Annotated in this window: 14 protein-coding genes; 9 read left to right on the top strand and 5 right to left on the bottom strand. The window is 64.7% G+C overall.

Annotated elements, in window-relative coordinates; genetic code table 11:
• Positions 1–489: 489 nt before the first annotated feature.
• Together ACVIW0_RS32430 and ACVIW0_RS32435 are read left to right on the top strand one after the other, a co-directional pair.
• Positions 490–990, top strand: coding sequence for a hypothetical protein (locus ACVIW0_RS32430; RefSeq protein WP_461356055.1), 501 nt, complete (start codon positions 490–492; stop codon positions 988–990).
• A gap of 204 nt (positions 991–1194) precedes the next feature.
• Positions 1195–1458, top strand: a complete 264-nt coding sequence (locus ACVIW0_RS32435; RefSeq protein ID WP_461356056.1) for a hypothetical protein — start codon at positions 1195–1197, stop codon at positions 1456–1458.
• A gap of 192 nt (positions 1459–1650) precedes the next feature.
• Here ACVIW0_RS32435 and ACVIW0_RS32440 read toward each other — a convergent pair whose 3' ends face one another.
• Entirely contained in the window at positions 1651–2169 is a 519-nt protein-coding gene (locus ACVIW0_RS32440; protein ID WP_461356057.1) for a hypothetical protein, read from the bottom strand.
• Positions 2170–2498: 329 nt separating this feature from the next.
• Here ACVIW0_RS32440 and ACVIW0_RS32445 point away from each other — a divergent pair, with 329 nt between their 5' ends.
• The 3 genes from ACVIW0_RS32445 to ACVIW0_RS32455 all read left to right on the top strand — a co-directional run bounded on the left by ACVIW0_RS32445 (position 2499) and on the right by ACVIW0_RS32455 (position 4979).
• Complete coding sequence (locus tag ACVIW0_RS32445) at positions 2499–2795, top strand: co-chaperone GroES (RefSeq protein ID WP_173638580.1); 297 nt, start codon at positions 2499–2501, stop codon at positions 2793–2795.
• A gap of 161 nt (positions 2796–2956) precedes the next feature.
• Positions 2957–4600 carry a chaperonin GroEL gene (groL, locus tag ACVIW0_RS32450; RefSeq protein ID WP_461356058.1) on the top strand — a complete coding sequence of 548 codons (1644 nt, stop codon included), beginning with the start codon at positions 2957–2959 and terminating at the stop codon, positions 4598–4600.
• An 88-nt stretch (positions 4601–4688) separates the two neighbouring features.
• A complete protein-coding gene (locus ACVIW0_RS32455) occupies positions 4689–4979 on the top strand; it encodes a hypothetical protein (protein ID WP_461356059.1) in 291 nt (96 codons plus the stop codon).
• A 1-nt stretch (position 4980) separates the two neighbouring features.
• On the opposite strand, the gene ACVIW0_RS32460 is transcribed toward ACVIW0_RS32455, so the two are convergent.
• The gene (locus tag ACVIW0_RS32460) at positions 4981–5349 is read right to left on the bottom strand and encodes an antibiotic biosynthesis monooxygenase family protein (protein ID WP_461356060.1); all 369 of its coding nucleotides are present in this window, start codon (positions 5347–5349) and stop codon (positions 4981–4983) included.
• Between the two features lie 91 nt (positions 5350–5440).
• Here ACVIW0_RS32460 and ACVIW0_RS32465 point away from each other — a divergent pair, with 91 nt between their 5' ends.
• The 3 genes from ACVIW0_RS32465 to ACVIW0_RS32475 all read left to right on the top strand — a co-directional run bounded on the left by ACVIW0_RS32465 (position 5441) and on the right by ACVIW0_RS32475 (position 7962).
• Positions 5441–5914: a MarR family winged helix-turn-helix transcriptional regulator gene (locus ACVIW0_RS32465; RefSeq protein ID WP_461356061.1), complete on the top strand. Its 474-nt coding sequence runs from the start codon at positions 5441–5443 to the stop codon at positions 5912–5914.
• 187 nt (positions 5915–6101) lie between these two features.
• On the top strand, positions 6102–7301 hold the full coding sequence (locus ACVIW0_RS32470) for a hypothetical protein (RefSeq protein ID WP_461356062.1): 1200 nt from the start codon (positions 6102–6104) through the stop codon (positions 7299–7301).
• A 196-nt stretch (positions 7302–7497) separates the two neighbouring features.
• Positions 7498–7962 carry an ester cyclase gene (locus ACVIW0_RS32475; protein ID WP_461356063.1) on the top strand — a complete coding sequence of 155 codons (465 nt, stop codon included), beginning with the start codon at positions 7498–7500 and terminating at the stop codon, positions 7960–7962.
• An 85-nt stretch (positions 7963–8047) separates the two neighbouring features.
• Here ACVIW0_RS32475 and ACVIW0_RS32480 read toward each other — a convergent pair whose 3' ends face one another.
• Positions 8048–8479, bottom strand: a complete 432-nt coding sequence (locus ACVIW0_RS32480; RefSeq protein WP_461356064.1) for a hypothetical protein — start codon at positions 8477–8479, stop codon at positions 8048–8050.
• A gap of 228 nt (positions 8480–8707) precedes the next feature.
• On the opposite strand from ACVIW0_RS32480, the gene ACVIW0_RS32485 reads away from it, so the two are divergent.
• Complete coding sequence (locus ACVIW0_RS32485; RefSeq protein ID WP_461356065.1) at positions 8708–9337, top strand: hypothetical protein; 630 nt, start codon at positions 8708–8710, stop codon at positions 9335–9337.
• A gap of 16 nt (positions 9338–9353) precedes the next feature.
• Here ACVIW0_RS32485 and ACVIW0_RS32490 read toward each other — a convergent pair whose 3' ends face one another.
• Together ACVIW0_RS32490 and ACVIW0_RS32495 are read right to left on the bottom strand one after the other, a co-directional pair.
• The gene (locus ACVIW0_RS32490) at positions 9354–9770 is read right to left on the bottom strand and encodes an META domain-containing protein (protein WP_461356066.1); all 417 of its coding nucleotides are present in this window, start codon (positions 9768–9770) and stop codon (positions 9354–9356) included.
• Positions 9771–9911: 141 nt separating this feature from the next.
• A complete protein-coding gene (locus tag ACVIW0_RS32495) occupies positions 9912–11582 on the bottom strand; it encodes an L-lactate permease (RefSeq protein WP_461356067.1) in 1671 nt (556 codons plus the stop codon).
• Between the last annotated feature and the right edge of the window lie 68 nt (positions 11583–11650).

Below are 11650 nucleotides of genomic sequence, written 5' to 3' on the forward strand. Positions count from 1 at the left end.
ATCGCGACAAAGACCAAATCAGCGAAAAACTCTGTCTCTACAGTATGCAGTCTGTGCCACATGCGACGCGTGTAAATCTGCTGGCAGCTTTGCCGGTGCGGGCGCATATTGTCGCTGAGGGTAATTCGTCATGCGTATGCTGGGAGCCAGCGTTGGGTGCCGGTTGCATGGACTTCCGGGATTATTCCGGTTGCCCCCACGCATGCTCTTGTACTTTCGACCAGCACGAAGCTTCAGATTCGCACTGCGCTGGCTGCGTTCGTTCGATGCGCAGAGCTTGAGACATGGCGCTTGCTGTGCAAGCGCGCGATTGAACTCCCGGTGAAGAGCGCTTCGCGCCGACTGCTCTCGGAATTGCGGCGGGAGCCCATATTTGAGGCCGTGGCGATCGGCGGCGGATTTCTTTCATTCGCGCTGATCGCGTGCGCCTTGTTGCCGGATCACTGATTGGGGTGGAGTCACTGGAGTACCCAACGCAGGAGGTTGAGCATGACGCAACGAATTGTCCGGAATACTGCAATTGCACTTTCGACGTTCGCCTGCGCGGCACTGTTCTCCGTCACCTGGTCCGCGCAGAGTGGCATCTCGGCGTCGATCGAGAGCGCCCAGGCACGTGTCGGCCGGCCGTTGACGCCGATGAGCGCCGCGGGCGTGGCACGTCGTCACACCCGGCGCGCCGCCTACGGATACGGCTACGGATATCGGCATTACGGGGTCGGCGCCGGCATCGCCGCCACGGCGGCGGTTGCTACAGCGGCCGCCACGGCGCCGGCCAATGCCGGCTGGGGCACCAACAATTGGACCGATGCCTATGCCGCCCAGACCGATCCCCACTTTGGCCAGCCGTACTATCCGGCCCGGGCCTATCAGGGGGTCAGCCCGTATTACGGCTATACGGGATGGGCGGACTACAAGGCTGCGAATGGCATCGGCTGCGAGCCCGGCACGATGACGAAATGGGCCGACGGCCACATGTACGTCTGTCAGTGAAGTCGACGCAACACCACCAAGAATGCGGGGCGGCCCGGTGAGCCGCCCTCATTTCTGGTGAGGCAGCAATCTCACGGAGCGATTGATCGCACCCACGGTTGATCTACGTCAACAATACATCATTCCGCGTGGCTGACGTTCCGACAGACCGCATCTGAAGCGGCGCAATCACCTTTCGGTTCGCGTGCGATGAGGGAGGATCACATGAGTCGGACGAACATTCTTTCGATCAGGTCCGCAACATTTGCGGGAATTGCGGTCAGCCTGATGTTGGGGTTTGCAGCTGTCGCGCTCACTCCGGCACCGGCCAATGCCGTCGTTTACTGCACCTATGTCGGTTATCCGGCAGGCTGCGTGGCGCGGGCGGGCGTCGTGCTCAGACCCCGTCCGGTGGCGCGCGCTGCGGTCCGGCATAACGTGGGCGGCAACATGAACGGCGGCGTCAACCGCGTCGGCGTGCGGCGGTAGATCGAGTGTTTGCGGGTCACGATTTTGGGCTGCGGACGGCAGGTCGGATCCGTGTCCCGTCGTTCCAAGACAAATGCAACCGCCGGCCCCCGGGGTCGGCGGTTTTGTTTGGATCAGGGCACAGACCTGCTTCCCTTCTCCCAGGCGAACCTTCGATGCGGAACTAGCCGGACGTGAACCGATGCCTCGCCGTCACGCCCTCGGCGCGCAGCGGACATAGACCATGTTGCCGTAGCGGGTGCCGGCGTCCTTGTCGACGAAGCGGGTGATCATGACCCGGCCGTCGAACGAGAGGATCTCGCGGTCCTGCTCGCCGGGCACGGGTCCGGGCGGGCCGATATAGTTCTTGCCGCTCGGGGAACCCTTCAGCCGCAGTTCCTGCGGGGTGGCCTGGTCGGCCAGATGCATGATGACGCCGCCGTTCTGGCCGGCACCGATCACGTAGGGCTGCTTGCACTGGCCGCGGGCGGCGGCCTCGGTGCGGGCGCGATCGGCGGGATTCTGGAATGAGGCGAGGCCCCAGCGGCCGACAATCTCGTCGGCGCGGATCGACGCCGGCATCTCCGGAGCAACGCCCGGTTCGACGGGTGCCGGCTCGGGGTTCGACGACAGCGACGGCAAGCTCATGCTGCCGCACGCCCCCAAAAGTGTCGTCAGCGCCGAAACAGCCGCGAACCGTGCGACCAATCGCGCGTTGAGTGACCTGATCATGTGTATCCCCCGACTATGTCCCGGCCGCACCCGTCATGCAGCCAAGCGTAAAACTTAAGACGGAGCAATGACGTCTGACAAAATTAAGTCATCGCTACGATTTGGTTTCTGCTCCACCATCCTATATTGGCCTCACCAAGGCCTTAACCCGTTTGCTTGACATAAACTGCGCCAAGCCATATTCCCCGGCGCACAATTAGCACTCTTGCACCACGATTGCTAAATCCGCTGGGCCTCCTGCCTGGCGCCGACCGGACCGGCATTCAATGCCGGTCTCGATGAACCGGACCTGAAACCAAGCCTCCAGAGGACCTTCAAGAGGAAACGCCATGGCTAAATCCAATTTCCGCCCGCTGCACGACCGCGTCGTGGTCAAGCGTATCGATGCCGAGGAGAAGTCCAAGGGCGGCATCATCATTCCGGACTCGGCCAAGGAGAAGCCGTCGCAGGGCGAGATCGTCGCCGTCGGCCCGGGTGGCCGCGACGAGGCCGGCAAGCTGATCCCGATCGACCTCAAGGTCGGCGACCGCGTGCTGTTCGGCAAGTGGTCGGGCACCGAGGTCAAGCTCGACAACCAGGAACTCCTGATCATGAAGGAGTCCGACATCATGGGCGTGCTGGCCTGATCGCACCTCTCTCCCTCACCCTGAGAAGGCAGCAAAGCTGCCGTCTCGAAGGGTGAGCATCCACAATTCATCCTTCGAGACGCGGGCCAAGGCCCGCTCCTCGAGCAATGACGGCAAAGCCGTTATGCAAGGGATGACGCTTTTCCCAGGAGTTCAAAACAATGGCTGCCAAGGACGTAAAATTCGCCGGAGACGCCCGCGACCGCATGCTGCGCGGCGTCGACGTGCTCGCCAACGCCGTCAAGGTGACGCTCGGCCCGAAGGGCCGCAACGTCGTCATCGAGAAGTCGTTCGGCGCGCCCCGCATCACCAAGGACGGCGTCACCGTCGCCAAGGAGATCGAACTCGACGACAAGTTCGAGAACATGGGCGCGCAGATGCTGCGCGAGGTCGCTTCCAAGACCAACGACACCGCCGGTGACGGCACCACCACCGCGACCGTGCTGGCGCAGGCCATCGTGCGCGAGGGCGCCAAGTCGGTCGCAGCCGGCATGAACCCGATGGACCTCAAGCGCGGCATCGACATCGCGGTGTCGGCCGTGGTCAAGGACATCGAGAAGCGTGCCAAGCCGGTCGCCGCCTCCTCCGAGGTCGCCCAGGTCGGCACCATCTCGGCCAATGGCGACACCGCGATCGGCAAGATGATCGCGCAGGCGATGCAGAAGGTCGGCAACGAGGGCGTCATCACGGTCGAGGAGAACAAGTCGCTCGAGACCGAGGTCGACATCGTCGAGGGCATGAAGTTCGACCGCGGCTACCTCTCGCCGTACTTCATCACCAACGCCGAGAAGATGACTGCCGAGCTCGAGGATGCCTACATCCTGCTGCACGAGAAGAAGCTGTCCGGCCTGCAGGCGATGCTGCCGGTGCTGGAAGCCGTGGTGCAGTCGGGCCGTCCGCTCTTGATCGTCGCCGAGGACGTCGAGGGCGAGGCGCTGGCAACCCTGGTGGTCAACCGCCTGCGCGGCGGGCTCAAGGTCGCCGCCGTCAAGGCGCCGGGCTTCGGCGATCGCCGCAAGGCGATGCTGGAGGACATCGCGATCCTGACCGGCGGTCAGCTGATCTCCGACGACCTCGGCATGAAGCTCGAGAACGTCACGGTCAACATGCTCGGCCGCGCCGGCAAGATCGTGATCGACAAGGAGAACACCACGATCGTCAAGGGCGCCGGCAAGAAGAAGGACATCGACGCCCGCGTCGGCCAGATCAAGGCGCAGATCGAGGAGACCACCTCGGACTACGACCGTGAGAAGCTGCAGGAGCGCCTCGCCAAGCTCGCCGGCGGCGTTGCCGTCATCAAGGTCGGCGGCGCGACCGAGGTCGAGGTCAAGGAGAAGAAGGACCGTGTCGAGGACGCGCTGAACGCGACCCGCGCCGCGGTGCAGGAAGGCATCGTGCCGGGCGGCGGCGTCGCCTTGCTGCGCGCCAAGAAGGCGGTCGGCCGCCTCTCCAACGACAATGCCGACGTCCAGGCCGGCATCAACATCGTGCTCAAGGCGCTGGAAGCTCCGATCCGCCAGATCTCGGAGAATGCCGGTGTCGAGGGCTCGATCGTGGTCGGCAAGATCCTCGAGAACAAGTCGGAGACCTTCGGCTTCGACGCCCAGACCGAGGACTATGTCGACATGGTCGACAAGGGCATCATCGACCCAGCCAAGGTGGTGCGCACCGCCTTGCAGGACGCTTCTTCCGTCGCCGGCCTGCTGGTGACCACCGAGGCCATGGTCGCCGAAGTGCCGAAGGACGCGGCGCCGGCAATGCCGGGCGGCGGCATGGGTGGAATGGGCGGCATGGGCGGCTTCTGAGCCGGACCCGCGCAACCGAGATCGAAGGCCGCCTCCGGGCGGCCTTCTTTTTTGCAGCTCAATGACGATTGAGGCCTAGGATCATCGGATGTCCCGCGACGCCAAATCACTGACAGCAACGCTGGCGCTGTTCTACGCAATCGGCGCGGTGCTCGCGCTGGGCGCCTATGCCCGGGACGACATCGACGATCTCGCGGTCGTCCTGACCTTCTGGATCCGGCAGACAGTGACGTTCGCGCTCGTCGCGGCGGGTTACGGCCTCTACTACGTCATGTCCGGCTCTGCCGGCCGCCGTCCAAAAGCGCCGCTGCGTTTCCTGGACATCTCCTTCCTGGCTGCCGCCGCCACGCTCGGCGTCGGCGTGCTGGTGCATAGTTGAGTTACGCGACGCAGACGTCCGGCACCGCCACTTTCTGGAACAGGTGCGGCGATGCCAGTGCGGAAGCGGGATAGGCCGACAGCTTGGCCCTGAACTCGGGGTTCATGAACGCGGCGCGGAAGGCGGCGGTGGATTCCCAGACCGCGTAGTTCAGATAGGCCGGGCTGTCGCCGAGCGCGCGGTGCAGCTGGGTCGAGATGAAGCCAGGCTGCCGCTTCATGATGGCCGCGTCGTCCTGCCAGGCTTTCAGGAAGCTCCGCTCGTCGGCCTTTTCGAGCGTGAACAGGTTAACCAGCACGACGTTGCTGGCATCGACCGCGAGCTGGCGATCGATCGGGAAAGCGGGGTCGAGGGGGCGCATCTGCGGCATGGGCGGCTCCTGGTATGGTGCTATGATGTCATTTCGGTCAGATCGATACGATGCTTGACATTATAATGTCAATACGTTTATATAGTGACAAATGCCTACAAAACGAACGCCAGCGGGCGAAGCCCTGAGCAGCCTGATTCTCGACCTGTTCCGGCTGAACAGCCTGCTGTTCACATCGGGCGACCGGCTGGTTGCCGGGCTCGGGCTGACCAGCGCGCGCTGGCAGATCCTCGGCGCCATCGTTGCCGCCGAGCGCCCGCAACCGGTGGCGTGGCTGGCGCGCGACCTCGGCGCGGCCAGACAGAACGTGCAGCGGATCGTCAACGACCTCGAACGGGACGGGCTCGTCACATTCGAGACCAACCCGCATCATCGCCGCGCGCAGCTCGTCGTGCTGACCGAAAAGGGGCGGCAGGCCTTCGACGCGGCGATGCGCCTGCAACTGCCCTGGGTGAACGGCCTCGCCGACGGACTTTCGATGAAGGACATCGAAGCCATGAGCGGCGTCGTCAGCACGCTGCGTGGCAGGCTGGAGAACGGCGAGGATCTTAATGATCGTGCGTGAAGCGGAGCCCGTCTCCGTTCGTCATGCCCGCACATCGGCGACGCCGTTCTCTGGGCGGGCATGCCAGTGCCAAAGGTCAGATCATCCGAAATTGATTGCCGCCGTCAGGCGGCCTTCTTTTTTGGCCAATGACAAGGAGGTTTGCTAGTTACGACGGAACCGATTCTGCCCTTCGAGGACTTATCGTATGCGCGCGCTCCCGCTCCTGCTGCTCGGTCTTGTCGTCGCCTCGGCCCCAGCTGTCGCCCAGATCAAGTTGCAATCGAAGGCAACGCCAGCGGGCGGCCCCGAGACGCGCTATTTCACCTCGATCGACGGCCTGATGGACGGCAATGCCGACGTCGTCCTGAAGGAAACCCGGCAGGGCAAGACCGTGACTGCGGCGGTGCTCGACGTCTGCTATCCCGCCGACAAGGGCTCCGACCGCAAGGACCGCTTCGTTGCCAACCTCACCATCAACGGCCAAACGCTCTCCGGCACCACCCAGAGCGTCGCCGACAAGCAGCCGGTCACCATCAAGCTGAACCGCAAGCAGAGCGGCGACGGGTTTGAGTTCCGCGGCCAGATCACGATCGGCCAGACCGTCACCGAAGTCGCCTCGACGGACAATTCCGATCTCAGCGAGAAGGAATTCCAGGACAACCAAGCCACCGAAGACGGCATCACGCCGCAGCCGAAGGATTTCACCGACGTCTCGCCGGAATCGATCGGGGTGCGGGTGAAGCTCGATGCGGCGGCCGATTTCCTGAGGAGCTTGAAGGGCGAGGCCGTCGAGATCGGCACCTCGAGCCTGTCGGTGACCTGCGACGCGATGCGCTCCGGCGAGCAGACTATCAACCTCACCGTCGATCCCGAGCACGCCAGCGCATTGCTCGCCAAGGCGAAGTCTGTGCCCGGCGTCACCGCGGCAGGGTGGACCAGCGGCGTGGTAGAGATGGACCGCACGATCCGCTTTGCCGCCGCCGACTGGACCAGCGGCGACAAGATCAACAAGGACAAGCTGGCAACCGCGGTCGCCGGCGTGCTGGCGAAGACGCTTGCCGCAAAGCCCGCCTCGGCGACGTGGAATGCGAACACCGGCAAGCTCAAGCTGGTGCTGAAGCGGCCCAGTGCGATCTACCCCGCGCTCGGCCTCACCCAGAATTACGAGTTCACCGCCCTCGTCTCGCCGGAGAAGCCCGGCAGCTCCGACAGACTGATCCTGTGGGTCTCGAGCCCGACCGTCTCGACCTCGGACGACAGCGCCGGCGCCAAGCTGAACCTGTCCGACGATTCCAGCAGCGACGAGGAAGGTAGCGAGACCAGGGACGACAACGGCGCGATCGACGCGCTGATCAAGGAGTTCAAGGGCCAGCGCTGGGACGCCGACAAGTCGGTGTGGCACTGAGCCACCCGCTTCCCGATTCCGCGACGACGTTCGGGAAGCGCCGCCACGCATCATATCGACCAAGCGGAATTTCGCCTGACGACTGGCAGCACGCCCGATCCGGAATCGGGTGGTGCGACACGCGTCTCACATTGCCTAATGCGCGCATCGACAGCGCCGGTCGCGATGGCGGCAACGCGCACATGGAGATGATGAGATGTCAGAGCAAAACAAGAATGTGGTCGGCCGATGGTTCACGGGCTTCTGGGGCAACCCGTGGAATCCAGACATCATCGAGGAGCTCGCGACGCCGGACATTGTCGTGCACTACCCGATGCACGAGCCGAAGAAGGGCCGCGCTGCGGTCACCCGGTTCATGACCGAGTTCCGCGAGGCGTTTCCGGATCTGAATTTCTGGGGCGTTGGCGACCTCGTTGCGGAAGGCGATCTCGTCGTCGGCCGCTGGGAAGGCGGCGGCACCCACACCGGACCCGCGTTCAGCGACTTCCGCCTCGGCTCGCTGCCCGCGGCGTCCGGCCGCAAGATGACGTTCGCCGGCACCACCGTGCTGCGCGTGCGGGACGGACGGATCGCCGAAGAGCTCGGACAGGAAGACGCGATCACCGCCATGCTGCAGCTCGGCCTCATCCGCCTGCCCGAGCAGAGTGGCTACGCGGGTTGAACCGGCGCTTCGCCGACGACCCGGACGACGTCCGGAAACGACCGGTGGGTGTGGGCGAGCACCTGTTGCGGTCAGAGGCGCTTGGTCAAGAACAGGCGGAGCGGAGCGGGGGCGTAGTCGCCGAACGGCGGACATTCCTGGTAGCCGGCGGCGCGATAGAGTGCGATCGCTTCCGGCTGCCGGATTCCGGGCTCCAGGCTGAGGCGTGCGATCTGCCGACTGCGCGCCGCATCCTCCAGCGCTTCGAGCAGGCCGAGCCCAGCTCGACGCGCGTCGGCCCGCGCATCTCGGCATGCCCAGGCGCGATGATGCGGAAGGCGATCGAGCCGAGCGCCTCGCCATCGCGCCGCGCGACCGGAAACGCCGTGCCATGGACGGCGAGCGCCGCGACGTCGACAAGGTGGTTGCTGTCGGGCGGGTACAGTGCTGCCAGATAGGCATCCGACAGCGCGATCAGCCGCCGGACCTCCGGCTGCGTGTGATCTTCAGGGCCGATGCTGATGTCAGGCTTGCGCATCTCGGACGAGGTTCGAAGGCTGACTGGGTCATTGCCAACTGTCGGCCGCCGCCCCGCGCCCGTCAATCTACGGAGCACTGCGACCAAAAGACTTTGTGCTGCCGCAGTTCGGTCACCGAAAATTAAGGCTCGATTTAGTTTCGAGGATCATGCTTTGCGTCACCGAACACAGGTCACGCCATGCAAGACCGCGAGCCGATCGATCCTGGTAGCATCTGGCCAACGGATATGACGGAGGGTCATTCGCCGGCGCAGACGGCGGACCTCTGGGACGTCTCAGGCGAAAATCACGACGCCGCCCTGCTGCTACGGGAGCCGTTCGCAGACCGGATCGGCACCGCGCTGCTGGCAGCTACCGCGCTCGCCGCCAGCTTCGTGCTCGGATGGGCCGGCGGCGCCAACTGGCACGACTTCTTCACAACTCCTGCCACGGTCCCGGTAGCCCAGAAGGAAGCGCCCGCCCCGCATCTTGCAGAGGCGCCGCCGAGCCGAAGGAGCGAGAGCCCGCGGCGGACGGCGTCCAACGCGGATCCATCGGTCACCGGCAGTATTCCCAAATCCGTTGCCAATCCACGCCCGCAGGTGCTCGGTGCCGCGCCGACGACGCTGAACGCGCAAGCCATGGCGCTGGGGCCGAAGCAGCCGCTCCCGACAGCGCCGGAGACCCGGCCAAGCACGATCCCCGGATGGTCGGTGGTCGAGGTCCGCGACGGCACCGCCGTGCTCGAAGGGCCGGAAGGCGTCAGGATGGCCGCACGCGGCGACGTCGTTCCGGGCCTCGGCCGGGTCGATTCCATCGTGCGCTGGGGCAATCGCTGGATTGTCGCCACCGCAAGCGGATTGGTCGCAACGCCCTGAGCGGCGAGGCTGCGCCTCAGTTGCTGTTGATCACGTAGCGCAGCTGCTTGCTTCCGATAAACGTGACCTGATCACCCTGCCGCCGCCAGCTCGTGATGTCGCTGAGCGCCGCGAGCAGATCCTTGTCGGCCTGTGCCCGTTCCGGCGTGCAGCTACGGTTCTCCATCGTGCCGGGAACGAACACGATGGTGTTGCCGGCCACCGAGAACTGGCCCTTGCCGCCGTCGCACCACAGCTCGAGGATCACCTCGCCATTGTCGCCGATTTCGATCGAGGGGATCCGCTTGGAGCCGGGCATGCGCGCGGCATCGAGCGTCATCACGAAGCCGAACGGGAATTCTTCCTGAGCCTTGGCTGGAACCGCACCTAGAGCCGCAACAGCCAGCACCAACGCGGCCATGCCGCCGTTCAGAATCCGCTTCATCGACATCATTCCCACCAATTGCGACGCCGCCCTTCTATGGGACGAGGCCGCGATTGGCCAGAATGGCGCGGCGAAAAACCGCTTGAAAAAGCAAAATCCCCGCGGGGTCTCCGCCCGCGGGGATCCTGGTTGGGGCGATGCCTCGCCGCGTTATTTCAAGACCATCGCCGTGAACGGATAGACATAGGCCTGCAGGGTCACGAACACACCGACCAGACACGCCAGCACGATCGAATGCAGGAACACGTAGCGCAGGATCGAGCCCTCGTGGCCGTACCAGTTGGTTGCGGTCGAGGCGACCACGATCGATTGCGCGTCGATCATCTTGCCCATCACGCCGCCGGATGAGTTCGCCGCCGCCATCAGCACCGGCGGCAGGCCGAGCTGCTCGGACGTGATCTTCTGCAGATTGCCGAACAGCACGTTCGACGCGGTATCCGATCCGGTCAACGCCACGCCGAGCCAACCGAGCAAGGTGCCGAAGAAGGGATAGAGCACGCCGGTCGCCGCGAAGGCGAGGCCGAGCGTGGCGTCGACGCCGGACAGCCGGGTCAGGGTGCCGATCGCGAGCATCGCCGAGATCGTGATCAGCGAGATCGCGCAAAGGCGGATGGTGCGGCCATATTCGGCGATCAGCTTGGCAGGCGAGAAGCCCATCAAGAGGCCCGAGATGATCGCGGCGATCAGCATGCCGGTGCCGGTGAACGACAGATAGGTGAAGCTGAACACGGCACTTTCCGGCGTCGGCTTGGCGGCCACCGGCGGCACCTTGAAGATCAGCTTGTCGAGCTCGGGGACCGGATAGTTCCAGACGAAGTTGGCATTGGCCCAGGCCTTGAAGGCGCCATTGCCCCAGATCAGCATCAGGATGCAGACGATGATCCATGGCAAGAGGGCGCTCCACAATTCGCCCTGGGTCAGCGGCGTCTTGTCGAGCGGCGGAGCAGCCTGCATCGTCGCCGCCGATTCATCGCGGCCGCGCAGCGCCGGCGACAGCCAGAGCTGGCGCGGCTGCCAGACCTTCAGGAACAGGATCAGCGCGCCCATCGAGATCAGCGAGGCGCCGATGTCGACGATCCAGGGATTGATGTAGTTCGAGATCACGAATTGCGGGACCGCGAACGACACGCCGGTGACCAGGATCGCCGGCCACACTTCCTTCATGCCGCGCCAGCCGGCAAAGGCCCACACCACCCAGAACGGCACGATCAGCGAGAACAGCGGCAGCTGCCGGCCGACCATCGCGCCGAGGATATAGGGGTCGAGCCCGGTGACCGAGGCGAGGCCCTGGATCGGCGTGCCGAGCGCGCCGTAGGCGACGGGCGCCGTATTGGCGATCAGCGACAGGCCGGACGCCGCAAGCGGCGAGAAGCCGAGCCCGATCAGCACCGCGCCGGTGATCGCGACCGGCGTGCCGAAGCCCGAGGCGCCCTCGAAGAAGGCGCCGAACGAGAACGCGATCAAGAGCAGCTGCAAGCGGCGGTCCTCGGTGACGCCGCCGACTGCGCGCTTGAGCAGCTCGAACTTCCCGCATCTCACCGTGACCTGGTAGAGGAAGATGACGTTGAGCACGATCCAGCCGATCGGAAAGAACCCGGTCACGATGCCGAGGATCGAGGCGCGGATCGACATGCCGGCGGGCATGGTGAAGACGAAGATCGTGATCAAATTGGTCACGATCACGGCGATGATGGCCGCGATATGTGCCTTCACCTTGCCGCTGGCGATCAGGACCAGCAGCGTGACCACGGGAATGGCGGCAGCCAAGGTCGACAGGCCGGCATTGCCCAGCGGATTGTAGATTTGGTTCCAGGTGTTCATCTCGGCTCCTCCCCATGTTCTTATGCAGCGCGCCAGCCTCGGTGCCGGCAGGCGCGCTGGTGCGATTG

The sequence above is a fragment of the Bradyrhizobium sp. USDA 4454 genome, assembly GCF_054822705.1.